The 26,391-nt window shown below is 43.5% G+C and carries 25 protein-coding genes; 4 read left to right on the top strand and 21 right to left on the bottom strand.

Annotated elements, in window-relative coordinates:
• Positions 1–108: 108 nt before the first annotated feature.
• From NKT06_RS06840 to NKT06_RS06765, 16 genes are all read right to left on the bottom strand, one after another.
• The gene (locus NKT06_RS06840; RefSeq protein WP_253431726.1) at positions 109–813 is read right to left on the bottom strand and encodes a hypothetical protein; all 705 of its coding nucleotides are present in this window, start codon (positions 811–813) and stop codon (positions 109–111) included.
• A complete protein-coding gene (locus NKT06_RS06835) occupies positions 810–2,045 on the bottom strand; it encodes a peptidase M16 family protein (protein WP_253431723.1) in 1,236 nt (411 codons plus the stop codon). Before NKT06_RS06835 ends, NKT06_RS06840 begins: the two co-directional genes overlap by 4 nt.
• Positions 2,045–3,304: a peptidase M16 family protein gene (locus tag NKT06_RS06830; RefSeq protein WP_253431720.1), complete on the bottom strand. Its 1,260-nt coding sequence runs from the start codon at positions 3,302–3,304 to the stop codon at positions 2,045–2,047. The genes NKT06_RS06835 and NKT06_RS06830 overlap by 1 nt, the downstream gene beginning before the upstream one ends.
• Entirely contained in the window at positions 3,294–4,598 is a 1,305-nt protein-coding gene (locus NKT06_RS06825; protein WP_253431717.1) for an ABC-2 transporter permease, read from the bottom strand. The genes NKT06_RS06830 and NKT06_RS06825 overlap by 11 nt, the downstream gene beginning before the upstream one ends.
• The gene (locus NKT06_RS06820) at positions 4,588–5,304 is read right to left on the bottom strand and encodes an ATP-binding cassette domain-containing protein (protein WP_253431715.1); all 717 of its coding nucleotides are present in this window, start codon (positions 5,302–5,304) and stop codon (positions 4,588–4,590) included. The genes NKT06_RS06825 and NKT06_RS06820 overlap by 11 nt, the downstream gene beginning before the upstream one ends.
• The gene (locus NKT06_RS06815; RefSeq protein ID WP_253431710.1) at positions 5,301–5,462 is read right to left on the bottom strand and encodes an antibiotic biosynthesis protein AlbB; all 162 of its coding nucleotides are present in this window, start codon (positions 5,460–5,462) and stop codon (positions 5,301–5,303) included. Before NKT06_RS06815 ends, NKT06_RS06820 begins: the two co-directional genes overlap by 4 nt.
• Before the next feature lie 20 nt (positions 5,463–5,482).
• Entirely contained in the window at positions 5,483–6,754 is a 1,272-nt protein-coding gene (locus tag NKT06_RS06810; RefSeq protein ID WP_483311611.1) for a radical SAM protein, read from the bottom strand.
• Between the two features lie 155 nt (positions 6,755–6,909).
• Entirely contained in the window at positions 6,910–7,041 is a 132-nt protein-coding gene (locus NKT06_RS06805) for a subtilosin A family bacteriocin (protein ID WP_253431705.1), read from the bottom strand.
• A 365-nt stretch (positions 7,042–7,406) separates the two neighbouring features.
• Positions 7,407–7,931 carry a GNAT family N-acetyltransferase gene (locus NKT06_RS06800; protein WP_253431701.1) on the bottom strand — a complete coding sequence of 175 codons (525 nt, stop codon included), beginning with the start codon at positions 7,929–7,931 and terminating at the stop codon, positions 7,407–7,409.
• 468 nt (positions 7,932–8,399) lie between these two features.
• Complete coding sequence (locus NKT06_RS06795) at positions 8,400–9,122, bottom strand: adenosine deaminase (RefSeq protein WP_253431698.1); 723 nt, start codon at positions 9,120–9,122, stop codon at positions 8,400–8,402.
• 27 nt (positions 9,123–9,149) lie between these two features.
• Positions 9,150–9,353, bottom strand: coding sequence for a hypothetical protein (locus tag NKT06_RS06790; protein ID WP_221819147.1), 204 nt, complete (start codon positions 9,351–9,353; stop codon positions 9,150–9,152).
• A 504-nt stretch (positions 9,354–9,857) separates the two neighbouring features.
• A complete protein-coding gene (locus tag NKT06_RS06785) occupies positions 9,858–10,145 on the bottom strand; it encodes a hypothetical protein (RefSeq protein ID WP_253431695.1) in 288 nt (95 codons plus the stop codon).
• A gap of 185 nt (positions 10,146–10,330) precedes the next feature.
• Positions 10,331–10,819: a DinB family protein gene (locus NKT06_RS06780; RefSeq protein ID WP_253431691.1), complete on the bottom strand. Its 489-nt coding sequence runs from the start codon at positions 10,817–10,819 to the stop codon at positions 10,331–10,333.
• 33 nt (positions 10,820–10,852) lie between these two features.
• Positions 10,853–11,782 (bottom strand): helix-turn-helix domain-containing protein, encoded by a 930-nt coding sequence (locus NKT06_RS06775; RefSeq protein WP_253431688.1) that lies wholly within the window; start codon positions 11,780–11,782, stop codon positions 10,853–10,855.
• 215 nt (positions 11,783–11,997) lie between these two features.
• Positions 11,998–13,164, bottom strand: a complete 1,167-nt coding sequence (locus NKT06_RS06770; protein ID WP_253431685.1) for a hypothetical protein — start codon at positions 13,162–13,164, stop codon at positions 11,998–12,000.
• 62 nt (positions 13,165–13,226) lie between these two features.
• On the bottom strand, positions 13,227–14,447 hold the full coding sequence (locus tag NKT06_RS06765) for a metal-dependent hydrolase family protein (protein ID WP_253431682.1): 1,221 nt from the start codon (positions 14,445–14,447) through the stop codon (positions 13,227–13,229).
• A 494-nt stretch (positions 14,448–14,941) separates the two neighbouring features.
• Here NKT06_RS06765 and NKT06_RS06760 point away from each other — a divergent pair, with 494 nt between their 5' ends.
• Positions 14,942–16,996, top strand: a complete 2,055-nt coding sequence (locus NKT06_RS06760) for a helix-turn-helix domain-containing protein (RefSeq protein ID WP_253431678.1) — start codon at positions 14,942–14,944, stop codon at positions 16,994–16,996.
• 5 nt (positions 16,997–17,001) lie between these two features.
• On the opposite strand, the gene NKT06_RS06755 is transcribed toward NKT06_RS06760, so the two are convergent.
• Positions 17,002–17,856: a helix-turn-helix transcriptional regulator gene (locus NKT06_RS06755; RefSeq protein ID WP_253431675.1), complete on the bottom strand. Its 855-nt coding sequence runs from the start codon at positions 17,854–17,856 to the stop codon at positions 17,002–17,004.
• A gap of 105 nt (positions 17,857–17,961) precedes the next feature.
• On the opposite strand from NKT06_RS06755, the gene lacZ reads away from it, so the two are divergent.
• From lacZ to NKT06_RS06740, 3 genes are all read left to right on the top strand, one after another.
• A complete protein-coding gene (gene lacZ, locus NKT06_RS06750; RefSeq protein WP_253431672.1) occupies positions 17,962–21,081 on the top strand; it encodes a beta-galactosidase, LacZ type in 3,120 nt (1,039 codons plus the stop codon).
• A 173-nt stretch (positions 21,082–21,254) separates the two neighbouring features.
• The gene (locus tag NKT06_RS06745) at positions 21,255–22,682 is read left to right on the top strand and encodes a VanZ family protein (protein WP_253431669.1); all 1,428 of its coding nucleotides are present in this window, start codon (positions 21,255–21,257) and stop codon (positions 22,680–22,682) included.
• Between the two features lie 107 nt (positions 22,683–22,789).
• A complete protein-coding gene (locus tag NKT06_RS06740) occupies positions 22,790–23,476 on the top strand; it encodes a hypothetical protein (protein ID WP_253431666.1) in 687 nt (228 codons plus the stop codon).
• A gap of 276 nt (positions 23,477–23,752) precedes the next feature.
• Here NKT06_RS06740 and NKT06_RS06735 read toward each other — a convergent pair whose 3' ends face one another.
• The 4 genes from NKT06_RS06735 to NKT06_RS06720 form a co-directional block, all read right to left on the bottom strand.
• A complete protein-coding gene (locus tag NKT06_RS06735) occupies positions 23,753–24,100 on the bottom strand; it encodes a hypothetical protein (RefSeq protein ID WP_253431663.1) in 348 nt (115 codons plus the stop codon).
• Between the two features lie 88 nt (positions 24,101–24,188).
• Positions 24,189–25,232: a flavin-containing monooxygenase gene (locus NKT06_RS06730; RefSeq protein WP_253431660.1), complete on the bottom strand. Its 1,044-nt coding sequence runs from the start codon at positions 25,230–25,232 to the stop codon at positions 24,189–24,191.
• A gap of 232 nt (positions 25,233–25,464) precedes the next feature.
• Positions 25,465–25,707: a hypothetical protein gene (locus NKT06_RS06725; protein WP_253431658.1), complete on the bottom strand. Its 243-nt coding sequence runs from the start codon at positions 25,705–25,707 to the stop codon at positions 25,465–25,467.
• Between the two features lie 7 nt (positions 25,708–25,714).
• Positions 25,715–26,155 (bottom strand): hypothetical protein, encoded by a 441-nt coding sequence (locus tag NKT06_RS06720; protein ID WP_253431655.1) that lies wholly within the window; start codon positions 26,153–26,155, stop codon positions 25,715–25,717.
• Positions 26,156–26,391 lie beyond the last annotated feature (236 nt).

Below are 26,391 nucleotides of genomic sequence, written 5' to 3'. Positions count from 1 at the left end.
TTTTGTTTATTTGAAAATAAAACAAAAAAATACCCCACCGGCGCCCGGCGGGGTCAGTCACACATCTATGCATTCCATCGAATTGACGGAGGTATTCCCTAGTTAGAACTAAGCCATATGTCTGCCACGAAATGCAGCATAATAATCATATAACATCTGCAAAGCAAACCATAACAATAGATACAACTGCTCAGCAAAAGAAAGCTTCAGGCAAATCGTTATCAATACGAGAGATATCGCTATAGCAACCCATTTTCCCCGATGCCATAGCTTTATCAGCCACCCGCGCATGATCCAGATCATAGAGACAAGGACAATAAGAGTAAGAAGCCATGATATGGACCAAGGTAAGGCGTCCCACGTTCTTTCCCCTGTTTCCGACTGTCGAATTCGGCTCGCAATGCCAAGAAATGCACCAAAGAGAATAACCTGAACCAGCAGCACCTTTAGAATTCGAGATGAACTTAACGTCTGGTATCGCTGCCTTAGTTCTGTAACCTCAGCATTGTATGCTTCACAGTGCTCTGCTTCGGAAACCTGACAGCATTCCATATGTTTTTTTTGAATAGATAACCATTCGGCGTTCATGCGATTCATCGCCCCAAAGGTACGTTTCATATAAGCCAAGCTGGGATACAATATAACAAATGAACACACAGCCAGCAGAAGAACGGATATCCAAGGATTGTTGATCCTGTTCAAGCTGGAAGCAGCAACATTTAAAAGGGCTGTGCTTACCCCCGTCCCATACAAGATACCTAATCCAATGGTTGTGCCCAATACCAACCGGATCGTTCCACTTATCCTTTTCATGAGACAACCGCCTCGATTGTGATCTGATCAAGCTCCCTTTCCATATATACTGCAAAAGCGGACAACTCCTGAGCATCTACCATCTGGACAGCTCGGTAGAGATCTGTGAACGTGCTATTAGCATTACATATTCGTTTGACATGCTCCAACCATCTGGAAGGATAGTCCCAATCATAGATCATTTTGATTAGCAGATTTTCTTTGATCTGCCCCACCTGTTCATCATCCATAACCTTGCTGATTTGGAGTAAAAGCTGCCTGAGCTGCCCATATGGCTCCACATTGCGACTTATGAGGATGAGATGATGAATGCCCGCTTCAGAACACCAACTGCATTCAAACTGCTCCTCACTCTTCTGACGCAAAAGTACAACAAACAGTTCAAGTCGAACTGCATACCGCAAATACTCATGGGAGGTAGCCTCTGCAGACGGACCTGGGAACACTACACCAATCCATGTCTCATGCCTGTCGTTTTCGGGCAGAAATCTACAGGAAAAACTTTTGGCCACCATCGGTTTAAAGTGAGCATTTATTGAACTCTCTTTCCCTTTGTTCATCGGCTCTTGTTCAATCCATCGGAGTGGACTCGCCTTACCCTTACGACTATGATTCTGATTGCCCAGAACAAACATGATCATGTTGCTAGGCTGATAGAAGCGGTGTATCATATCCTTTAACTGAGGAACTGTCATGGAACGAATATCCACATCCCTTCCAGCCGGATAGATCGAATAAGCATCGTCGGGATACATACCTGCCAACAGATGGTACAGTCTAGTTATGCCCGACTGCATAAATGCAGTCTCAATTTCGCTTAGAATGAGTGCAGTCTCGTCTTCAAACCGTGTAAAATCCCACACATTCCTTGTCGCCTGTTGATATAACATCAGCGCGTTCTCGTAAACATTATCCGGTTTAGATATACATAAATAGTGTGTATGCAGAAAGGTCGTGAACGCATTCATCAACGTGTACCTATCCGCATATTTTTCGTAGAGGCTTATCCCCCGATCCCAGAAAAAAAGATGCTCCACAAAATGCGCTGCTCCGTAAGGAATGGATCTATTCCGGGAAGGATCAAAACTATCTTTCGCACCACAATTCACCTGTAAATTGAGCAATGTGAAGCCCGAAGTGGACATATCAACACGACACACTTGGAGTCCATCAGCATACATCTCCTTGGTCATTTTACTGTCTGCCTCATGAAAGAAACGTTTCAGCTTCATCAACGCCCCCCCTTTAACCAGTAAACTCCGCCAAACTGCACTTGTTTATCTACAAATCGCTGTAATTGAGAAGATGTCACTTCGTTCACCAAGTGAAAAATATCACTAACTTGTATGTTATACGTTCTCAAAATCGGGCCATAGGCCATTCTGCCTTCCGGTTTATCCAATATAAACATGAGTTCCTCGATCAATCCCTTTTTAATCGTTTCAAGCCGCGATGATGTAAGCACTTGTTGTTCCAGACAGTGTTTTATGATCTTAGCTGCATTCCTCTCCATCCCTGAACGGACGCAGGCTGAGATAAGCCAGATGCCTGTCATCATATCATAACGACTTCCCGCATGATAAGCCGATACTGGAGCCGAACGCAAAGTTTGAAGCAAGTAAGGATCTCCATATTTCCCCATCCAGCCATCCAGCATTTTTGCATAAATATGATCTTTAAATCCATACTTATTGTTGCATCGGAAGCCGCCAATGATAATAGTTTGATTCTGAATTAGCTTTGTAGACTCCGTCCATTCCTGCGCAGCTGGAATGGACGGAGTCTGAAACTGCTTATTAATGTACCCAGACTTCTGTTCAGTCCGATGATCACCTTGACTCAATTGGGAAACAGTCTCAGGGTCTGCCTGGGATAAATCCCCCAGAAGAGTGATATTGGTGCGGAATTGTTGCATGTTATGCATCGCTATCCTTTTATGCTCTGACCATTCCACGTAACTTAGCGCTGAATAGATTTCATAACTCCCCTGTACACCCGTTCCTGACTCCGTCGCACCTGTTACATATTCAAGATAACGAGATGCAGCGTATAAAAGGGGATCATTGAATATTCGTTCCACCCGCTGAATCAAATTTCCTCTGGCCTGTTCCCACAGCCTTACTTCTTCTGAAGGAGAACAATCTGCATCTAAAGATAAGAGCTCTGTCAGCAGGCATCCAATCAGCTCCTCCCCAAGGTCCAAATACCTCGCATCGGGAATCCTTAGCCCCCATACATGGTTTCTCCCTCCAAAATAAACTCCGGTGGAGTACATAAAGGCTTGACCAAAGAGCCCGCCATATTTTTGAGCGAGCTGCTGTTTGCGCAATTGGCCCAAGATATAAAAAAACAGTTGGGTTTGCTCGAAACCTTTGTCATTCTTAATTGGATTTTGTCTACTTATACTTAGTGATATCGTTGCATATTGTGTTGTATTCATCACATAACTGTCAGGTAACAAGATGGATGACCCTTCCATATTACGCATCATAAAACCCCCCGTTTTTTCGGCGTAATGCAGTCAAGTAAACGACCGCACCGATCAATGGCACGAGAATTAAGCCCCAATATGAGGGCAGTAAAGCTACAGCCAGAACTGGGAGACAATAGACAACAGAGCGATATTTTCCGTACCCGCTCCATAGCTTTTGCTCATTGACCCATGACAGATTGGGCCTAAGTTCGTCCGCCTTTAATCGAATGCCCCCACAAACAGCCAAAAGTAACAAACACTCCAGCGTCAGCTTCCATCCAGGGCGAATTGAGTAAACAACCGACATAAAGCATAGAATGATCAGAAATCCGCCCATCAGCAAACCAATATAAAATCGGTACTTACTCCAAAACACTCTTTTTCGCGATAATGGCAGGGACAACAATAATAGACGAACTTTTTTTTCAATCGAAAATAATAAGGCAATGGGTGAACTCAAAAGTAAAAAAAAGCAGGAACCTATCATTAAGATCTGCGCCTCACGAAAACCCGATTGCAAAAATTGATAGGTAAAGAACAAAACAAAAGCCACAAACACCATCCAATTCACAAGCATCATCGGTGAGGTCAAAAAGCGCTTCCACTCGCGTTTATAAAATGATACGGATAACGGATTCTTCTCCGGTTTGGCCTTCGAACCCTGTCGATACACTGAATGACGCAACATAAGCGGAAACTCATGCCACCAACACCAGACGATATATAGCAGGCAGGCTCCTATTGCCCATTGTGAAGACCATAATACGATCGCAGCCATAAGAACAGCGATCACTCCATGCAACCCACACCGCAAGCCCTGACGCTGGAGCCCCCATGTGCTCATGACACTGCCCGCAGTGATACCGTACCAGGTGAAGACAGCAAAGGTAGCCATCCATACCCCAGCTTGAAACCATTCGACTTGTCCGTTAATGAACAGAAACAATGGAAACAGATAAAAAAAGATCGTTCTTCGTAGTGAATAATCGATAAAACAAAAAACGGTCCATGATATCCAAAAAGTCCGACCATCCACAGGAAGCTCACGAAACCGCTCCATCCATTGTTCCTTCCACTGTGCCCCCGTCATCATCAATGTCATGTATCCATTGCTCGCAATGACAGCCAAGCCTATAAATCTAGCGCTAAGCAGCTCACCCGTAAGATTCGCATGAAGGATCAGATAGAATTCGAACCCGATCAGTATAAGCAAACCGATCCATGTCCGCGCCCAATCCCTCCACTGATACTTGCCATAGAAGCGGAGCCAAATCACAGTGAATACATGCTTCCAGATCGAATTATCCATCATGAATCACTTGCCTTAGTTTGCCCCTCAGATCTTCCCCTTCGTTCAGATCAATCCGGGCCTGAATTCGTTTAGCATTGAGGATAAAAGCTTCATCACAGAATCGTTCTACCATCTCTAATAAATGAGAGGAAAAAATCACCGTCCCTCCATTGCTCGTGTAAACTTTCATCTGCTGCTCCAATGAATCAATGGATTCAATGTCCAGACCATTCAAGGGTTCATCCAGTATGTACAGAGGTGGCTCCACTAAAAATCCGGTTATTAGGGCGGTTTTTTGGCGATTCCCCAAAGATAGCTCACCAATCGTGCGATCAACGTATTCTGTGAAACGAAATAGGTGAACCAATTCGTGAAAATAAGCTTTATTCCAAGCCTTTTTATAGATTCGAGTAACAAAATCCATGTATTGAAAAGCCGTCATCTCTTCAAACAATTGTGGTGCATCCGGGGCAAAATAACGTTGCTTTTTAGAAAAATTCAGCTTATCGGCAGAGGATTGAGAATCCAGTTTACAACCGCCAACAAAACAATCGCCACTAAAACGGGAGTGAAGGCCTGTCAGTACATGCAGCAGCGTCGTTTTACCCGCACCATTCATGCCAAGCAAACCATAAATTTTGCCTGGCTTCAGTACCCAATCCACTTCCTCCAATACCGGAACACCCGGGGTATACCAGGCACTTACTTTGCTTAGATCCACAATCATCCTTTTTTGCCCCTAAACCCACGCATCCCAAAAAGCAACCCTATTAAAACAAAAAGAATGCCGAACCAATAGTCACCTTTTACGGTATACACCACTCCTCCAGCGATAAAAACAAGAGCAACTAAGAGCATCACCATTTTTTTCTGTTCCGGTTTCATCGTTTACACTCCCTCTGCTGTTATCTCATTGCCACTACAACTGTTTCAAGGTTGTTATCCGTAATCCAATGACAGCTTGTTTCTTGCTTGGCATTGGAATGGATTCCTTTCAGATAGCAACCGCCACAATATCCGCGGGACGGGCAATCCTTTTGACAGGCGTCGCTAAATCGGGGAGATTGCACTTTCCACAGCGTATGAACAAGCTTCGAATCAAAAATTTCTTCATATGTTTGTTTAAATATGTTCCCTAGGGAGAACTCTTTTGGAAACAGGGCGCAGGGTCTGATATTCCCGTTGGGATCAATCAGAACGGAGCGCCAGCCTGCCCCGCAGTTAGACGTCGCTTTTCTCTCATAGGGGACCACAGGAATCAAGCCACGGAATTCCTCAATTAATTCCTGTTCATAATCAATGAACTTTCTGTACTCTTCCCTGTTCTTCTCCAGCATCATATGTTTGCCTCGACCAAAATCATCCACCCAGTTATACGAAAATGCAGCAGCACCTAATTCCTTGACCAGAAAAGCCATCTCTTTAAGCTCCCACATGTTCCCTGGATGGATGGACATCCCTACCCGTACATATAATTGTCGTCCCGCAAGAAGTTGAATTGTCTTGCATGTTCGTTCAAATGCACCTTTACGCCCTCTAAACTGATCATGTGTTTTGGGATGGACACTATCCAAAGATATCCCAATTATAATCTTATTTTTATATTTATCCAATAATTCCAAAATCTCATTTTTGAGAAGTGTACCATTCGTCAGCAATCCGATCTTCTTAAATTTGCCTAGGGCGTATTCAAGCATTTCACGTATTTCTGGATGCACAAACACCTCTCCCCCAGTAATCTCCAACGTGAGTACGCCTCGCTCATACAACTGATTACATAAATTTTTGAAAGAAGTCAGACTCATGATTCCCTCTGCCTCTGGTGAAGCCTCCAAATAACAGTGCTCACACCTCAGGTTGCATTTGTGGGTAATCTCAATTGTGGCATGAAGGGGAGTCGGAAAGAGATTTGTACCACTGGTGATGATGTCCCACCGGAAAGGTGCATCACTCCACTCGACAATTTGTTTCCCGGTTAACATTTGCAACATATCTTCATACCAGTCTCTGTGGTCTTCCTTGTTCTCACCATATTTACTGCATTGGGATTCGAGAACCTGCTCTGCGGTTTGAATTCCACAAAATTGTGAACATAACTCATAGGCAGTCTGATTCAGATCCATATATTCCAGATCATTGCCGTCAGCATTGGCATTCATGTGATTGACTTCAATCATGCCTCCTGTGGGCAACTGATGTAATCTCACCTTTGCACTTAAATGCGGATATTGATAGATCAAGACAAACCCCACCTTTACAATGGATAATAGCAGCAAAGGAGCATATCACTATGCCCCTTTTTGCCTATAACTTGTCCACACTCAACATTGAATTAACCTACCAGACCAAATGTTCCTGTAATCCCCAAAATTTCAAAATCAGGCAAAGGACCGTCAATTAAACACGCTGCACCGATCGAACATGCTGCACAACCTTTGTTTGCCACAATAATTGCTTTTTCCATTGCTCATTCAGCTCCTTTGAATTTGTATAGTATGTAAATCTTTGATGTGACCTTATTATAATATGGAAAATAAAACTAAATAATGACATTAATCACATTTAATTTACATTTAAATACTTTTTATTGTAACAGATGACTTAGTTCACAAAAAAAATACCCCGCCGGCGCCCGGCGGGGTCAGTCACACATCTATTTAACACGAGAAGGGGTTTACAAGAATTATCATACCTCCGCTACCTTAATAGAAGCTGAAAGCGAAATAAAAAAAGCATGAAAAGCGAGCTAACTCAGTACAGACCGTGTACCTCATCTGATCTGATTCACCTTAAGAGAATACGCTAAGGCCTGTCCACATTAAAAGATGTTCAAGGACTTTGCAGCGCATACGATGGATGCATCTTTCCTGTCGGTTCATAGCGTTCATCACCTGTGTACTCGAATCCCAGCTTGACCAAGATGTGACGGGATACTTCATTATCCGGATGATGCCCGGCAAAGAGTGCATTCACGTTCATTTCGCCAAAGGCATAATCAATTACCGCCCGCGCTGCTTCCTGGGCATACCCTTTACCCCAGTGATCCCGGGTTAGATGAAATCCCAGTTCATAGATATCCTCTTCTGGAGAATATGGACGCAGGCCACAGCAACCAACAAATACCTCCGACTCTTTCTCAAAGAAAGGCCAATATTGCACCCCCGCTTCCTTCTGCCTTTGAATTTCCTGTGTTAATCGCGCTTCTACTTCATCCTCGCTCAGAAATCCCTTGCTACTAATCCACTTGGCAACTTCATGATCACCCCACAGCGCAAACGCCAGTGCACGATCGCCTTCGTTCCAAGTCGCACATTCCAGTCGTTCCGTTTCAAATAAGATTGTTCTGTTCATCATCCACTAACCTCCTGTATGCCACCACAAGTCTGCGTGCGCCTATACCTTAAATTAATCGAATGACTGCCAAAGTAAACAAACCTGTATAAAGACGCTACTAAAGTTTAAAGGTAATACGCATTTATGATTTACTCAACTTTCGCACTTAAAATAATGAGTCAACCCCTAGTGGGCGTAAGAAGATTTAAACAGTACTGTTTCTAGTAACAAAAAAACACCTCTCTTGTTTGGTATCATGGAAGTGTGGATCAACCATAAAAAAAGGAGCTGCCCAGATGCAGTCCCCTCTCTTAAGATGTAACATTTCTTGTTTATTAGACATCTTTCAGAATATAAAACGTTATTGAAGCGTTGGTTTTATTTTCATCACAAGTATCCTATTTTCATGATTCCTACCAAAAGTAGAACCCCTTCTTAAAAGGAGGGGTTCTAGGTTGGAACTAACGTCAATCTACAATTACTAACAGATCACAATTCATTGACTGTACCACAGCCATAAGGTTGGCAAGTTTGAATTGTCGAAACAGTATTAATAAATCCAGTATAATCATGATATCTATAATAGTGATGGTCTTTCCTAATGAATAAAGTCCCAGTGGCACCATTAATAACACCTTTAGTGTATGTTTTTGTTATCCAATAGGCTCTTGGTGCATCTTTAGAAAGATAATAACCGCCAATGCTTACAAGTATGCCTGCTATTTTACCACCTACAGGTCCGCCTATAAAGGAAGCAAGTATACCTGCTACTGCAGAGGCTGTGGCATATATTATCTCAGTTGAATTTTCTACTTTGCCTTTATATACATAATCATCTGCTAATGCCTGTGGAGCGTAACTAAGATCTTCATAAACGGGTCTTACTTTTTTGATTGCATAATTCACTTCGCCGGTTTGCAGGTTTTCATACTTTACTTTGCTATCATCGACTTTTGTAATTTTTAACTCATCTTCTCCATTTAGATCGGTCGCAATATAGTAATTGTCATATTGAACTAATGTAGAACCATCTGTAAAAGTTACAGAATTACTGGTTGTGCTTTCAACTAAATCTATGAGGCTTTTATCCACTTGTGACACTGGCAAAGAAGATGGTAAATCTACCTGATCCTGAGCAAAGGCTGGTAGTGAGATAGATGTAGAGAGCAGAACTCCCGCAAAAAATGTTTTAGAAATTTTTGATCCTATCATTTTTTATCCTCCATTCATTCTTTACTTCTATTTCTTCTTTTTCCTGAAGAAATCGAACTTGATCACATAATCAAAAAGAGACGTAATTACAATTGCTCCAATTGGAATCAATAAATAAATCCAAAACGGATTATTTGGAGCTTCACCAGGGGGGGCATCAGTTAAAAAAACATAAAGAACAACACAATAAATTATGGCCACTACAATACCTGTTATGTTTCTATTTTTCATAGTTGTTTTCCACCTCTTGTTCATAGAAATTCAAAATATTGTATTTCCCACCCAAATATACTATAACACATATTTGGAATAATTTCTCTCTTTTATCTATTACTCTATAATATTGATTTTAAAAATAATAGATTTTGTGAAGCCAGATTTCCACTCCATACGGCAACCTATGGCGGGTTATTTCTTTTATAATTTTTATTTTTTCTTATGAAAGACTCGCTTTGTTCTGTTAGTTATAATATTTTATAGGTTCGCATTTATGTGATTATTAGTTGTTACTTCTACTTCCTCTTCAGAAAGGATTTACCCTTCTACATATGCTATCGTTGTTCCAACGAATTTAACGTTTTCATCTACTGCCTCACCATAATAGGAAGCGGCAAGTATTTTATTAACTTTTATTATCTCAAAATACCCCTTTAAATCTATGTATATCCATACAAAAAAAGAAAAACCCCTGCCGGCAACCTGTCCGGCAGAGGCCAATCTACTTCATAACACCAATTAGAGTTCTGCTACGGAGAACTGAATTGTTCCGGAAGCTGCGCCTCCGAGGTTTGCTAACAATGCAAAGACCAGAACTCCACCTGCCGAAATGGTAAGGCTACTGTTTACAGGAATAACGTAAGTGACTACGGGTTCGTTCACACGTGTGATCACGAGAGATACGGGAAAAGGTCCAAAGTTGTTCACTGTAGCGCTGGCATTGGTGCCTCCAGCCAAGTTTTCGTAGTAGGACTTGCCTACACCAGCTGGAAGATTGTAAAACTGTTGCGGTAAAAGGATGGCCATTTAAAATCACCTCCTTTTGCTTTGATACGGTATTCTATGTTTGAAAACTATTAAAGCAACGGTGAATTACCAGCGTCACAATGTCCAATTTTGATAGACATCATAGATTGATAGACGACTGTACGCAAAAAGCCCCACCGGAACGTCCGATGGAGCCAAAGCTTACTTTAATAGTACAAGTTTAACTACGCATACAGCATGAAGAAATTTAATTCATGACCCTGCTGCTTGAGATAGTTATAGAGCTGCGAACGGTGATGGAACACATGTGTCAACGTTTCAATCTGCCATTGCGCCTGCAAATGACCGTGTTCCATATAGAAAGCTTTGGTAGAGCGGTTCAAATAATCTTCTTCACCTAATCCCGTGATATAGGCTTTGTAGGATTCGAAATTACTCCACAATGTTGCTTCCAGCTTCTCAATATCCTGGTTCCCGGACAGACTGTTCTCCACTAGCCCAACCTCAGCTTCACTTTGTTCTTGCATGATGGCAAGGTCCGATGCGGTGATCTGGATAAAATGATGTACAAGCTCCACCAATGAACGCATATTCTCCTGTGGACGATACGACCAATCCTCCGGACGGATCAAGCGAATTAACGAAGCCCCCGTCCGTACTCCTGTTTCCAGTTCAGTTAACAAATGATCCCGAATCTGCAATGTTCCATTCATATATGATGTCTCCCTTATCTTTTATTCCCACAATTAGAGTATAACTGAAGGCTCTACAGATCTATTGTACAAATCGGACAACATCCTGCCGTGCTCTCTGGCTGCCGTCAACGGAGTCTCTCCATAAAACTTGCGAAATTGCCGAATCAGATGGGCTTGGTCAAAAAAACCATGATTCTGGGCAAGCATGGCCCAGTCTGCCGTGTTCCCCTGATGAATATCGCTCAGTACACGATGAAAACGAACCACCTCACTGAATCGCTTGGGGCTGATTCCGACCCATTCCGAGAACTTGCGATGCAACTGCCGCTCACTGATCACTTCACGCATTGCCAACTCCTGGACACTCATACGTCCCCCATCGATAAAAATGCGGTGCAGCACGTTTTTCATCAAATCGTTCTCAGATGTGGTTGTCTGCACGGACAACGGATTCAAATATGCGTTCATTACCTCTACCCGTTCTGCAAAACGATTCGTTCCAGCCATCCGCTCCTGAAGCTCGTTCAGCCCCTCCGGCCAACATTCCTGAAGGGCAATTCGCTTATCCGTAAACCATTCCAGACGCATGCCATGGAAGACATGCGCTCCACCCGGAAAGAACCGAACACCAAAGGTGTAGTCTCCAGCAGGAGGACCATCATCGGATTGCTCAGGTACAATGAACGGCTGTGTATAATTGCCACAGTAAGCATAGGTATGCACGGAACAGACCGGGTCATATGTAATCAGCATATCCGTACAACCATCCGGCAATACCCGGGCAGGTACAGTCATCACTGATGGCTCTTGATCTTCTCCCATAACCCCCTGCTCATGTGTGTATGGAAGAGATCCTGATTCCCAATAACAGGCTACATAAGCCTTTAAGCCGGGAGCGGGTATTTTCTCAACGTAATAACTGTTCGAATACGTTCCATTCATCTGAATCGGCTTAAACAACGGGTGCAAGCTGTGATCCACTATGCAATCCTCCGATCACTAGAGTTGGTTACACATTATGTATTCATCTATCATACCATCAACCGAACAAATGAAGAAAAAAAGTGCCCTACCGGAGGACAATCCGATAGGGCCAGTCACACATCTATTTAACACGAGAAGGGGTTTACAAGACTTATCTTACCTTCGTAACCTTAATAGAAACTGAAATTGGGATGAAAAGAACCTCAATTTTTCTAAAGTGTCTTGATCAGTATGGACGCAATCAGCACGGATGCTGTTGTGACCGTTGTGAATCCACCCACCAGCATTGGCGTTAAAATCTCATCGAGGATGGCTTTGCGTTCATTTTCATCACGTCCAACTGAACGGCTTACTTCTTCACAGATAATATAGTCCCCCGGAAAACCGAATAGTGCGGTCAGTGCCACAGGCAGACCTTTGAGCGGGTCCCATTTGAACAGCTTGGAACCGACAAAGCCACCGATCAGCACCCCAACTACACCAACTGCGATAATGAACAACACCGGAATAATGGAACTAACCACCGCATTGAAAGTAATCGACTCCATACTTGTCATAACCACCACAATCAGACCTGTCATGGCAATTCCCGATGTACTCGCTTTGTCCAGAATACGAGATGGGAATACTCCGATCAGATGACCCAGAACCCCAAGCAACAGAGCCCAGATACTATAGCTAAGTCCGGTTACATTTCCCAGATAAATGGAGAGACTGCCCATAATGAACAAAAGCAAAAGCAGAATAGGTGCGGTTTGGAAACGTTGTGGAAGGAATGTTTTGGCATTCGCTTCTTTAATGTTCACATTGGATTCCCCTGCAACCTTGTTCTCAAAAGCGCCCTGTTTCTGTAGTTTCAGCGCATATCTGCGTAACATGTTAGTTGCAATCGGCATCCCCACGAGGGAATGAATACCCAGAATAACAGCCGGAATTGTAATTAGATGACCCAAGTTCATCTCTTGCAACTTCGTCGTTGTGATCAGATATGAGATAATGCCACCGACAACCGGACTTGACCCGGCAACAGCGGTAGGATAACCATAGAACGGTGATACGATTAACAGGATTAGACCTGTAGCTGTGAGTGATGCGAACAAAGAGATCAGTATTGCTTTATATTGGGACCGTATTAATTTCAGCGGTATTAGTGTGCCCATGTGTACAATCAGCGGAGCCACCATGAGAGCCCCGAACGCAGTCAGAGCAGAGCTGGAGACCACACCTTTGGGAAATACCCCCGCCCAGTTCAGCAGCAAATATCCGATCAGAATCACAAGCAAGGAAGGAATTCGCGCTTTGGACCAGATCGAAACCAGTTCCCCTATAGCTAAAATAACAAGTAATACCGTGGCGATATATATCGGTTGACTAAACATGGTGGCTTCTCCCCATTCTCTATGTTGTCAGTGCAGTACACGTAGAACCATCTTTCTCTTTCTTATTTCAAGCGTTCACCTGATAAATAGACCTGTTCGATATTCTCTGTGTTTTCGAGCAGTCCAATATCCGTTAACGGATTCACATTTAATACCAGCAGATCAGCAGCTTTCCCGGGTTCAATCGTACCGATCTCTGCTTCCATCTGCATCGCTCTTGCCGCATCCCTTGTGGCAGCTACAATCGCTTCCATCGGCGTAAATCCAACATCTTCAACAAGCAATCGCAGTTCGAGCGCATTCCCGCCATGCTCAACAGGTGCACAGGTGCAGAAATCTGTCCCTACTGCAATGGTTACGTCTGCCTTACGCGCGATAATCATGTTCTCTATATGCTCCTGATATACACTTTTGGCTTTACGAATGCCAAATTCGGGAACACCGTATTTATGCCCTTCTTTGATGATCCGATGTACAATGGCCAATGTTGGAACCAGAACCGCCTTTTGATCCAGCATCATGCCAATGCCTTCTTCATCAATGTAGATCCCGTGTTCAATGGTGCGTACGCCCGCTTCCAGCGCATTTTTGATCCCCTGTGTACCTTGCGCATGTGCAGCCACATATGACTGTACCGCTTCCGCTTCATACACGATCGCCTTCAGCTCATCCATGCGGAATTGCGACCAGCGAGGGTCATCTTTCTCCGAAAGCACCCCGCCTGTGGAACACACCTTAATGAAATCCGCCCCCTCACGGAACTGTGTGCGTGTTGCCTTAATGACTTCCGGAACGCCGTCACACACGGTGAACATATTCAGTTCCGTTGGAATCATATGAATATCTGCATGTCCACCCGTCTGAGAGAGCATATGACGGGATGTTTTAATCCGCGGCCCCTTCACCACACCTTCCTTGATCAGATCACGAATGTATACAGCAACATGGCTGCCGACATCCCTGACGGTTGTAAAGCCCGCGTTGATCAGCTTCGGCAGATCTTGAAGTGCTCTTCCCATCTGAAGTTCATTGGCTTCCAGCGCCACCGCAGCCATATTCAGATTTTTGGCCCCGTGCACATGCACATGGGCATCGATTAATCCGGGGATTACCGTTTTACCCGTTACATCAACAAGCTTGGCACTTTCCGGTACTGGAACGGTCGCCTTCGCACCCGCAGCTATGAATTTCCCGTTCTCAACCAGGACCACACTATCGGAAACAGGCTCTCCACCTTGTCCATCAATCAACAATGCACCTACAAAAGCAGTAATTTGACTCATCTGTACTCCACCTCATTTTCAGACTTGGTTGTCAGTTCAACTAAAGAATATTTACATTCCCACTCCGATGACAGAATAACCTTCCGATCGCTGTTATCCCCAGATTTTTTGATTCCCTTCTCCAAAGGGAAAATCCGGGGATAGCGTATGCTTCCGAAGCAGCTTTCTTTCAGAAAGCTTTTAGGCGAACGCTTTGCTTCTTCACGTTATTTCTGTCCTCTCCGTTCTCGTGTAAAAAGTTAAGTTGAACTTCAATATTACGTGTACACGTTCGATTTACAGCTCTATTGCTGTACTACGATGAAATTGTATAGTGTTAAAGTTAATGACATTATATAAGTTGCAAATGTATAATGTCATTGTTGATAACAACAGCATTTTGATATTTATTATGGTGATATACACAATATCGAATATAAATTACACAGCATAGTGAAGATCATGTTATATATGTAAGCATTTTGCCATGTGAACACGAAAGGAGTACGTTTGCTATGATTCATGAAGCGGTTCGCTCATTTATGGTTCAGGTCTTTGGATCTGCTTCGTATGGAATCTGGATGAAGGATGAATACGATTTCCAGTGGAATAATTGGTTGCGTGAAGGAGAAGTACCTGAATATACAGATCAAGAACAGATCGAGTCATCCTGGAAGATTCTCAGGTATACGTTTGATTTTTTGTCCAATATCAACATTCGTGTGGTTATCGATACCCAGAAGCAGCTCACCCTGCTACAAAGTGAACGTCTGGAGTCTTTGATTCGGGAAGGACTGCTGAAGCAGCAGATTGAGATGGAACGTGCACACAATGATCAATGGTTGACCGGACTGCGGGAGCTGACCTGTTCCCTGGAGTTGAACGACTTGTTATTCAAAATCATGGAGAATGCACTGCATGTCATCCCTTCTCTTTCCTGCGGACTGTTCATGATGGTTGATCCGGACTCTGGCAAGATGATCCCTAGAGCCAAGGTCGGTTTTCAGGATAGTGTGTATCAATATCAGGGCGAGCTGGATGAGGGCATTACGGGAAAAGTATACGAGGAAGGCATTGGCCGAATGTACAGCACACCGGATGATGCCTTTAAGGATATGGGCAATGTCAGTCAGGAGAATGCGGATATTATTGTACGTTCACTGCCTGATGGTGTTATGGCGAAAGGGCTTATCGCCGTTCCCGTGACGATGAACACCCATAAAATCGGGGTGATGCTGGTATACCAATTTGAACAACACAGACGATTTGCCCCACATGATCTGAATGTGATGCAGGGATTCGCGGATCAGGCAGCTATTGCCATCTCCAACGCCACCATGTATTCAGAACTGCTGGAAACGAATCGATATCTCGTTAGCCGCAACGAAATCCATAATCAATTCACGGCCCTTTCCATTGAACATGTGAGCCTCGGACATATCATTGAGACGGTTGGATCGATGCTGAAGCTTCCCACCTATTATGTGGACATGGCGAGAAATGACTGGTATCCACTCATCCCCGAAAGTGTCTTGCTAAGTGAGCTCGATATCTATACCGCTCTGGACAGTCAGTTTAACCCCATCACCTTATCCGGTGGAGCCGATCATAGCGATTATTACCTGTATCCGATTGTGAATGGATCTCTGATGCTTGGCTGTTTTGCCATCCAATTAGATCATCCGTTAGGTCAGTTGGATCATGTGATTTTGGAACAAGGCGGAGCTATTGTCATGCTGGAGATGATGAACACCTACTCCCTCACCGAAATGTCCTATCGAAAAAACCATGATTTCTTCAGCGATCTGGTGCAATATAGAGAACCACAGCAGTTGGAGGCCAGACTTTCCAGCTTTCAATTGCCAGCCCATCAGTCCTTGTTCGTCGCACAATTGCAGCTCTATGGGGAACATCCCGATATGAAAACCACTGAAAATTGGGTGCGCAAATTGATTGGTTTTATCGAAAAGGAACTAGGCATCCGTGAACATCTGTTGTTCAGTGCACATCACAAAATTACGATACTGGCTGCGGCACCAGAGCCCAAAGTCAGACATTGGATCATCAGCCGGCTGGAAACGGCCGTAGAGAAATGGACCACCTCCAAAACTCCTGCTCTATCCATCGGTATCGGCGGACTTTATCAAGGGCTTGAGTATGTGTCCAAAAGCAATGACGAGGCTACACGCTCGTTGTCCTTTTTACTGAAACAAAACAAAGCTGGCCTGATGCTCTACGAAGAAATCGGGATCAATCGGTTGTTTCTGAATCAGGAACCATCCGATATTGAGAACTACATTCATGAAATTCTGTCCCCTCTTCAACAGCAAAAATCAGGAGAGCTTGAACTCACACTCAAAACCTATATTGCGGCGAATCGATCTGTGCAAGCCACAGCAGAACGTCTGCATATTCATACCAATACACTGTATCTGCGCCTGCGCAAAATAGAGGAGATTCTAGGTGTTGATCTGAACGATTCCGAGGGTTGGATGAAGGTGTATCTGGCATGTCATTTAAGTGAAGTGTACTCTGTTGCTCCTACCGCAAACGGAGCATTAAAATTGTAACTTCATCAATTCAGTCCGTGCAGTTTGCGAAAACGTTCCGGACTCATACCTGTATGCCTTTTGAACATCGCACAGAAATAACTGGCGTTCTCGTAACCCACTCGATCAGCAACTTCATATATTCGGAGCTCTCTCTCACTGAACATAAGTTGTTTGCTCCGATTGATCCGTTCCTGGTTCACGTAAAATACAGGTCTGATATGGAGCGCCTTCTGAAACAGCCTGCACAAATATTGGGGAGATACTACAGCCACATCGGCCAGTTCCTTCAGCGTAAGTGAACGATCCAGATGCTCTGCAATATAACGCAGCACAGGCTTCAAACGCTCCAGTTCATCATTATAATTGGCGGATGCAATGAGCAGTGGTTTCAGATCCAGCAGCAGGGCATATAATTGTTTGGAGCATTCAACATCGTAATCTGTGTAATCCATCGTATCCTCCTTCTCTCCTCTAACTAGAAGTTGCTCCAGGCCACGCAGCAGCGTGGCTGTTCTGAGTCTGCACACGCGTGAACCGGTTATTCCCGCATAAGATAATAACTGGCTGGCCTCTCTCCCCTGAAACGAGACCCAAGCCAACTCCCAACGATCACTAATGGGCATATATCGATGCGGAACATCAGGATACAGAAAGAAAACGTCACCCGGTCCGACGATATACTCTTCGTCTTGTATAATCAGTCTCCCCTGCCCATAAATAATCTGATGGATTTGATAATCCGGGAATCCCTCTGGACGCTCGGTTTCATATTGGTGTTCCCAGTAACCAACCGTGGTCATATAGATCGGCAGGCGAGCAGCTTCTTCTGTTTTACCAAAAAAAATCCGGGTATCCATCCAGTACACCACTTTCTTCATCGTTAGTTTCATATTGTGATATATATGGGCAATATTCTTTATTCTCTAAGTTATCATTCAATTCTATAATGACAATATTATAACATTTCAGAAGGAGTTGCTGTTATGCGAAAGAAACTGGTATACACCCCTCCGGCAAATGGATACCCGGAATGGAACAACAATCCCGAGACTTTTCAAGTAGGCCGTCTACCCGCACATGCGTCTATGGTAGCGTTTCCATCTGTAGCAGAAGCGTTATCCAATGAATCCAGCGCATCGCCATGGTACGAATCACTGAATGGTCCGTGGAAGTTTGCCTTTGCGGAGACACCGGAGCAACGGATTGCATCCTTTTATGAGAACAACTATGATGCCAGTGACTGGGACGAGATCTCCGTTCCTTCCAACTGGCAGCTACAAGGTTACGATTATCCCCAGTATACAAACATGACGTATCCGTGGGTCGAACGCGAGCCTGAATTGAAGCCCCCCTTTGCACCAACGAGTTATAATCCGGTGGGTTCGTACATCCGTACGTTTACGGTTCCTGCGGACTGGAAAGACCGGCCTGTCCTGCTGCACTTTGAGGGCGTTGAATCTGCCTTTTATGTATGGGTTAACGGGGAGCTCGTCGGTTATAGTGAGGACACGTTCACACCCGCAGAATTTGATATTACACCGTATCTGACCGAAGGTGAGAACAAACTGGCTGTAGAGGTATATCGCTGGTGTGATGCGAGTTGGTTGGAGAATCAGGATTTCTGGCGGCTAAGCGGCATATTCCGTGGTGTGTACCTGCACTCACCTTCACCGGTTCAAATCGCCGATTTCTTTGTTCGCACTGAACTGGATGATGCCTATCAGGATGCGGAGCTACTGCTGGATGTGAAATTATTTAATCATAATGCGGTGCAGACTACTGCCGGATTGTCCGTTCAGGCACAGCTCTATGATGCACAACAGCAGACTGTATTGAAGCAACCACTTACTGCGGCGGTCACTTTCCAGGGCGAGGATGAACTTTCATTCCAGTTGTCAACAGAGGTTATGAAGCCGCTTCTATGGAGCGCCGAGACCCCTCATCTATATACACTTGTGCTGTCCATTCAGAATGAATCGGGCGAAATACTGGAGGCTGTTCGCAGCCGGATCGGATTCCGCAAGTTTGAACTGAAGGACGGCCTGATGCAAATCAACGGCAAACGCATTGTGTTCAAGGGCGTCAATCGTCATGAATTTTCCCCGGATAAGGGTCGAGCCATTGGTCGGGAAGACATGATCCGTGACATCGAACTGATGAAGTCATATAATGTTAACGCTGTGCGCACATCCCATTATCCGAATCAGTCACTCTGGTACGAACTGTGTGATGAATATGGCCTCTATGTCATTGATGAAACGAATCTGGAAACTCACGGCACGTGGTACTATGGGCAAAAGGAAATGAATGAGAACAATATTCCCGCGAGCAAGCCGGAATGGCGTAGTAACGTCATAGATCGCTGTAACTCGATGTTCCAGCGGGATAAAAACCATCCGTCCGTTATTATCTGGTCTCTGGGTAATGAATCCTTCGGCGGCGATAACTTCATCGCCATGTACGATTATCTGAAACAAGTCGATCCGACCCGTCTCGTTCATTATGAAGGGACTTTCCATTATCGGCCTTCCGATTCGGCAAGCGATATTGAATCAACGATGTATATCAGCCCTGAAGATGTGGAGAATTATGCTCGCATGCAAGGGCCGAAGAAACCTTATATTATCTGTGAATACAGCCATGCCATGGGTAACTCTTGTGGCGGTCTACATCTGTATTGGGATTTGTTCGATAAATATGATGTGTTGCAAGGTGCATTCATCTGGGACTGGGTCGATCAGTCCATTCGTACCACTACGGCAGACGGTGTCGAATATTTCGCGTATGGCGGTGATTTCGGTGAATCCCCTCATGATGGCAATTTCTGCGGAAACGGACTCATTCTGGCCGATAAGACGGTTACACCGAAGCTGGAAGAAGTGAAGAAATGTTATCAGAACGTTCGTATGGAAGCTATTGATGTAAAAGACGGCCTACTGCGCATTCGAAACCAGTTCCTGTTCACGGATCTGAGCGAATACTCACTGGTATGGACACTAGCACATAATGGCGTTTCTGTAGAGAACGGCAAGTTGGACATCGCGGTACCTCCAGGCGAATCGGCTGAAGTCCGTATCCCTTACACCCCATCATCCGATAAGTTCAAGGAAGCCGTGTTGACTGTATCTCTGGTAACCAAAGTGGCAACCAAATGGGCAGGAATAGGTCATGAAATCGGCTGGGATCAGTTCGTGGTATCTCCGCGATTGCGTCCAATCCAACTGGTACACCAAGGACAAGGCAATTCGCCACAGGTACATGAACTGCAAGATGAATTGAAAGTAGCTACAGGTCAAGTCACGTTTAGTTTCAACCCGGCTACTGGCGCGTTAACGTCTTATCAGATTAACAATCAGGAACAATTGCTGGCTCCTGTCCGCCCGAATTTCTGGCGAGCCATGACAGACAACGATATGGGGAACAAGCTGAATATGCGTTCTGCTTTCTGGAGAGATGCTCACGCTACCAGCAGTTTAATTCGCTTCGAGCACTATTCAGACGAACAAGGCATTCTCGTGACGACCGATTTTACGTGGGATCAACATCCGGGATGTACGCTGTCCATCTCGTACCGAATTAACCCAGATGGCGTATTGGAAATCAGTCAAACGCTTATTCCAGGCGAGGGTCTACCTGATCTTCCGGAATTCGGTATGCTGCTGCAACTGAGCAACAGCCTGGATACAATCTCTTGGTACGGCAGAGGGCCGCACGACAACTATGCAGACCGTCTAACCAGTGCTCGTCTCGGCTATTACACAGGTGCGGTTCGAGATCAATTCGTTCCATACCTGAAACCACAAGAGTGTGGTAACAAAACGGATGTACGCTTTGCTGAAATCACGTCAACGGATGGTCAAAGTGGCCTGCATGTTGAAGCCAACATACCATTTGAGATCAATGCGTTGCCATGGACACCGGAGGAACTGGAAGCCAATGATCATGTGTATAAATTACCTCAGAGTACACAGACTGTCGCCCGCATCAATTACAAACAAATGGGTGTCGGCGGGGATGATAGCTGGGGCGCACGTACCCACGCTGAATACACCTTGCCGGCCAACCGCGCGTATCACTTCACTTTTACGGTAAGACCTGTATAACATCAAGCAAGCACTGCTGGCAGTATGCCGGCAGTGCTTTTTTTTGTTGGGGACAATCTTACACTTTTGAAAGATTCGTGAAAGATAGATACATAGGAGTTACAACCAACATTGAATATACTTTAAACCAAGAAGATGCTGACAATGAACATAAAATAATTGGAGGGTTACAAATGGATCTAATACAAGTTATAGGCAAAATATTGCCTATCTTAGCTATTGCATTGGCCGCGGGAGTTGTTGTAATTGGTATTACTTATTCAGTATATGTTGCATACAGGAAAAGAGGGGGGAAAAGAAGCATAACCAGAAGGCAATTTATAGCGTCATTTTTGATCTTGGGTTGGTTTGTCATTGTCATGACTTTAACCACATTTAGCAGAGGGGCTAATTATGAGGGTTGGATCAATTTAGAGCTATTCAGTGGCTATATAAATGCATGGAATCAATGGTCGTTGAGCGAATTCCAGCTCATCATTTTTAATATGTTGATGTTCGCACCACTCGGTTTCATACTTCCGCATTTAGGAATGAAAACACGTCACGTTAAGCCCGTGCTACTCATATCGCTGTTGCTAACGTTGGGTATCGAAACTTTTCAAATGGTCACCGGCAGGGGAATATTTGAACTTGATGATATTCTCCATAATACACTAGGTAGTATGGCAGGATATCTGCTGATGAGAGCGATCCTCGACAGTGTTGAGCAAAGTAAGATCACCTTAAGGTCACTATCGAAGGCACTCTGCATACCACTAGTTTTTACGATGCTTTTTTCTAGTGCTTTTATCATTTATCACAACAAAGAACTTGGTAATCTCTCCATACGTCCAGCTATTTATCAAAATATGAATCAAGTCGAAGTAACGCTCAACACAAGGTTACCGGATGAGGCCGAGAAAGTGTCTCTTTATCGCAGTAGTGAAATTCACAACCTTGAATATGCCAAACGAGTTTCCTCTCTAATGAAGGATTATTTTGAATTACATCAGAAAGGTAGCATATCTATTGATGGATACAACCGAATTTGGAGTTTTCTTGACAATACGGGAACAGAATATACATTTAATTATGACGTCAGTAGCGGCACATGGTGGCTGTCATCTAATATCGAAGCAAGCACTCCTGTAGAGCCGGAAGATTTAATCAAACAAGGACAAGTGTATGGCAGTTGGTTGATTCAGAATGACTTAATGCCTAAGAATGCGATATTCAGTACGCAAAATGGAGACACGGTCCGATGGGATATCGGAAAAACAGTTACAGATATCGCGAAGGGTGATCGCGATTATGATACCGGACTAGTTATGATTGTCCCATCAGCAGAACCTATGATTCCTCAGAATTTATTATACTCTATAAATAAAAATATTTATGTGCGAGTAATTGATATTATCAGTCCAGCTGAGGCATACGAAGAAATTCCCAAGGGAAACTTTTCGATCTATAACAACTTAAAAAAAGGGGACAAACTAAATGTGAACAAGTATGAACTGACTTACACCTATGATTCGAAAGGTTATTATCAGCCAGTTTATCGGTTCGAAGGAGAGATCAATGGAGAGAATTGGGATGCTTTGATCCCAGCAGTAATGAATTGATTACAGCTTCTACGTGTCTTGATGTATGAGTTTGAAGTTTTTCATGAGAACATTATAATAAATGGGGTGCTAGAACGATGAAATTATTTTGATTACGAGGTGAGATTTTGCAATATCTGTTTACCGCTCTTTTCATTCTTGGTTTCATTGCTTTCTTGGGATTACTTGTTCTGATGATCTTATCTATTCGCAAAGTTAATAGGTTGCCGTTCAAATACATTTTTCTAACGACGGCCTGTTTTGCGATTGCTTCAATTGGATTGTATGGCATGCTGACTTTATCTTCGAACTCTGCTCAGTTTGGAGAAGATCAGCCCCCTTCATCTCAGATCAAACTTTCTGGACTCCATATGACTACCGATGAATTCCAAAACAAGTTTAATGGCGCCGTGGGCAAATACCGACTGAATGGTTTGAGTATTACCCGTTTGAATATGAAAGAGTCTTCCGAGCAGGGCACTGGCACTTTCGAGTATGCATTCAATGACAAATTGCGCTTGGCTGGTGTAGTGAATGCAGATGAGAGCTTACAGGAGGTCAGGTTATATGGAACTGGTGACACGAGAGAACCAACGGATGGAAGTTTTTTGACCGCGATCGCCACACTCATTCTCACAACCCATAGTGAGTATACGTATAACGATGCACAAGATGTTATCCAGAAGATCGGTCTATTGGATCGCGATGTCAATCAGTCTGATTTTGATGGGGCGACAGTTCGAAATGGATTAGAATATCGCTTCAGCATCCAGGATCATGAACAATCTACTTTTGAAATCTCTGTTGCGAAGTGAGATGTATTGGAGGAAAAAGGCCGCTCCATGAAGGAACGGCCTAGCGGGTGATATGTACTATGTACTATAGGATGATTCAGTAAGTTTACTTGCGATCTTTTCTTTTAAGGATTAAAGAGTCCTAATATTAAAGTAACCAAGATACAAAAAAGCGTTACAGGATACACTATCCATTTACTGATCCTGTCTTTGAACGTGATCATCAAACAAATAATGCATATCCACGCAATAAATAGTTGCCACCAAACCAATGATAACACCTCCACCATGCAAGATTTACTCAAAAGTTATAGTCTCGTTTTGATTGTTCCAACTCATTTTAAAGGTAATCGGATCTTTCATTTTCTCCGTCTCAGTAACCGTTCCCGACATACTGAACGGTACCCCTTGTTCTTCAAGTGCTTTCCCCTGTTGTTTTATGTTGTTGCCGGTAAGGTCAAACACAAAATTCTTTATACGCTTTTCATCACCGATGTAGGTGATACTATAGTACCCTGTTGATCTCTGAAGAGACACATCCCAGTTATCGCTCTTTCCATGGAGCCTATCATCCGCACCACAAGCTGAGACAATAGATACAAGCACTATAACACAAAGAATCATTGGAAGTTTAAGTAATTTCATAAAATCCCTCCTTTTAGGAATATACCCAAAAATGTGAGATGTGATATTTGCCTAATTATCCCCAGCATCTGCTCCAGTATAATGTGTCTTACCTTTGAATCACATGACTAACGATCTTCTGAGCATCGTACTTGACCCATCCCAATAGCGCTGAACCCCGTGATGTTTGCCAAGGTAGTCCAACATAGTACAGTCCAGCAATCGGTGATACGCCTCTCTCGTGTATAATTTCACCTTTTGAATCAAAAGCAGTATGGATATCGATCCAACCATCATTTCGCTTAAATCCAGTCGCCCAGATCATATTGTCTATTCTTGTCTCACTACCATCCTCATATAGGATGCGGTCATCTATTGCATTAACGGCACGTGGGCGCATGTTAACTTTCCCCTGGGTCATTAATTTTTTTAACTCATAGCCATAGACGTACTCTGGCTGATTCCGCAACCATTTTCCAACCATACGATCCGCACTTGCACGTAATATTCCGAGCTTTTCAAAATACCAGAATATACTTCGTTTCATGATATGCAATGGCCTAAAGGTAATATTTCGAGCTATGGATATGTATACCGTTTGTCTATCATCTGATACTAACTCTACAGCGATTTGGGCGCCTGAATTCCCTCCGCCTACAACTACTGTTGTCCCAGGCAGCAATTGAGAGCTATTTTGATATTCCGATGAGTGAAGTTGAACTATATTCTCGGATAACGACTTTGCAAAAGGTGGAACATTCTTAGTCTGGAAAGGCCCCGTCGCAACGATAATATTGCGCGCTTCAATTATTCCATCATTGGTTTCAGCATAGTACACCTCGTCTTGCTTCGAGAGACGGGAGATTTCACAGTTTAACTTTACTGGAAGCTCCATTTGTTTAGCATAGTTTTCAAAATAATCTGCAATTTCATCTTTGCTTGGCAGATCATTTTCGTTTCCACTAAGCGGCATTCCCGGTAACCCATCATACATTCGCGGGGTAAACAGACGCAAGGAATCGTACCGTTTACGCCAAGATTCCCCCATAGATGAAGCAGCGTCAACGATTAAAAAGTTGAACCCCGACCTCTGAAGATAGTAACCTGCTGCCAACCCAGCTTGCCCAGCCCCGATAACCAATACATCGTACATATGTATCATCTCCAATTTTTCTTATGTATTAATATATGAGCACTCATTCATATGTTTATTTTACTTAACAACTATCTGCTTAGCAATAAAAGAAATCACCCATACCTTTTTTTCAAAAAATGATCATTAAAAAAGACTCCCTCAAGGGAGCCTTTACATATTTCAGGTGTGGTTCGAACTAGCGTAACTTTGATCTTAAATATAATATGTTATTTTGTTTGTCGGTTAGTTATTATCTGGTGTATCGGTCAATGTCATCCATCGCAGACTGGTGCTCTCTTCTATGGTGATCTTCATGCTGACGGACATCGTTCTTTAACTTTGCTAAGAATCCCCACCCCATAAAGGCAAGTAAAAGCACGGTAATCAGTGCATATGCAAAGCTATATAAATTCATGAAGAAGTTGATAAAAATTGCAGCGAGCATCAAGCCCAGAATCAACAATGTCCATTTTGTACCCTTTCTCAAAATCATTTCCTCCCTAATTAGCGTTTGTTTCCAGAGAAACATCTAACGTGCCAGACATCCCTTGTGCAGAAGAAGTATTCACATAATACCAACCCGTCGACAACGCTTTGTCATTATAATATGTATGCTCTTTTCCATCTGGTGGGACACTGCCAGACATGATCGCAGTTCCACTAGTAGATCCTTCATTGATCGTAAACGCGAAGTGTTTCGAACCCGTGTTTTTAAAACTCACTTTTACATAACCAAATCCTGCCCGAATATCAAAACGATGCGTATTTGTAGTACCTGCTAAATCCTCATTATTAATTACTGTTAATTTCGTCAATGAAGTATTAATAGTTGCATCCGCTTTTACAAATTCACCTTCAGAATTGGAAGTGAAATTATAAACTAAGATGATAACAGCAGCAGAAACCAGAACTGCCACTATCATTTTTCTAATATGTTTCATAATATATGACCTCCAAATCTCTTTACTAACTTTCATCATACAACTGTAAATATTCCCTATGCAATAGGAAGCAAATACATAAGGTAACACTGCGAAAGGCATAAGGGGGAATCGAACTTTGATTATAAAAAGATTCAATAAAACAAAAACCACTTCTCAATAATTACTAAGAAGTGGTTTTTGTTTATTTATTGTAACAGTGTTTGCTTCAAGATGCATTAAAGGTTTTTTACACC

Source organism: Paenibacillus sp. 1781tsa1 (assembly GCF_024159265.1).
Lineage (GTDB): Bacteria > Bacillota > Bacilli > Paenibacillales > Paenibacillaceae > Paenibacillus.
This window is presented reverse-complemented; position numbering and strand designations above follow the sequence as displayed.

Excerpts from the sequence above, each read along its gene's own strand:
- NKT06_RS06840 (WP_253431726.1), bottom strand. The coding sequence starts at position 813 with ATGAAAAGGATAAGTGGAACGATCCGGTTGGTATTGGGCACAACCATT.
- NKT06_RS06835 (WP_253431723.1), bottom strand. The coding sequence starts at position 2,045 with ATGAAGCTGAAACGTTTCTTTCATGAGGCAGACAGTAAAATGACCAAG.
- NKT06_RS06830 (WP_253431720.1), bottom strand. The coding sequence starts at position 3,304 with ATGATGCGTAATATGGAAGGGTCATCCATCTTGTTACCTGACAGTTAT.
- NKT06_RS06825 (WP_253431717.1), bottom strand. The coding sequence starts at position 4,598 with ATGATGGATAATTCGATCTGGAAGCATGTATTCACTGTGATTTGGCTC.
- NKT06_RS06820 (WP_253431715.1), bottom strand. The coding sequence starts at position 5,304 with ATGATTGTGGATCTAAGCAAAGTAAGTGCCTGGTATACCCCGGGTGTT.
- NKT06_RS06815 (WP_253431710.1), bottom strand. The coding sequence starts at position 5,462 with ATGAAACCGGAACAGAAAAAAATGGTGATGCTCTTAGTTGCTCTTGTT.
- NKT06_RS06810 (WP_483311611.1), bottom strand. The coding sequence starts at position 6,754 with ATGATTGAAGTCAATCACATGAATGCCAATGCTGACGGCAATGATCTG.
- NKT06_RS06805 (WP_253431705.1), bottom strand. The coding sequence starts at position 7,041 with ATGGAAAAAGCAATTATTGTGGCAAACAAAGGTTGTGCAGCATGTTCG.
- NKT06_RS06800 (WP_253431701.1), bottom strand. The coding sequence starts at position 7,931 with ATGATGAACAGAACAATCTTATTTGAAACGGAACGACTGGAATGTGCG.
- NKT06_RS06795 (WP_253431698.1), bottom strand. The coding sequence starts at position 9,122 with ATGATAGGATCAAAAATTTCTAAAACATTTTTTGCGGGAGTTCTGCTC.
- NKT06_RS06790 (WP_221819147.1), bottom strand. The coding sequence starts at position 9,353 with ATGAAAAATAGAAACATAACAGGTATTGTAGTGGCCATAATTTATTGT.
- NKT06_RS06785 (WP_253431695.1), bottom strand. The coding sequence starts at position 10,145 with ATGGCCATCCTTTTACCGCAACAGTTTTACAATCTTCCAGCTGGTGTA.
- NKT06_RS06780 (WP_253431691.1), bottom strand. The coding sequence starts at position 10,819 with ATGAATGGAACATTGCAGATTCGGGATCATTTGTTAACTGAACTGGAA.
- NKT06_RS06770 (WP_253431685.1), bottom strand. The coding sequence starts at position 13,164 with ATGTTTAGTCAACCGATATATATCGCCACGGTATTACTTGTTATTTTA.
- NKT06_RS06765 (WP_253431682.1), bottom strand. The coding sequence starts at position 14,447 with ATGAGTCAAATTACTGCTTTTGTAGGTGCATTGTTGATTGATGGACAA.
- NKT06_RS06760 (WP_253431678.1), top strand. The coding sequence starts at position 14,942 with ATGATTCATGAAGCGGTTCGCTCATTTATGGTTCAGGTCTTTGGATCT.
- NKT06_RS06755 (WP_253431675.1), bottom strand. The coding sequence starts at position 17,856 with ATGAAGAAAGTGGTGTACTGGATGGATACCCGGATTTTTTTTGGTAAA.
- lacZ (WP_253431672.1), top strand. The coding sequence starts at position 17,962 with ATGCGAAAGAAACTGGTATACACCCCTCCGGCAAATGGATACCCGGAA.
- NKT06_RS06745 (WP_253431669.1), top strand. The coding sequence starts at position 21,255 with ATGGATCTAATACAAGTTATAGGCAAAATATTGCCTATCTTAGCTATT.
- NKT06_RS06735 (WP_253431663.1), bottom strand. The coding sequence starts at position 24,100 with ATGAAATTACTTAAACTTCCAATGATTCTTTGTGTTATAGTGCTTGTA.
- NKT06_RS06730 (WP_253431660.1), bottom strand. The coding sequence starts at position 25,232 with ATGTACGATGTATTGGTTATCGGGGCTGGGCAAGCTGGGTTGGCAGCA.
- NKT06_RS06725 (WP_253431658.1), bottom strand. The coding sequence starts at position 25,707 with ATGATTTTGAGAAAGGGTACAAAATGGACATTGTTGATTCTGGGCTTG.
- NKT06_RS06720 (WP_253431655.1), bottom strand. The coding sequence starts at position 26,155 with ATGAAACATATTAGAAAAATGATAGTGGCAGTTCTGGTTTCTGCTGCT.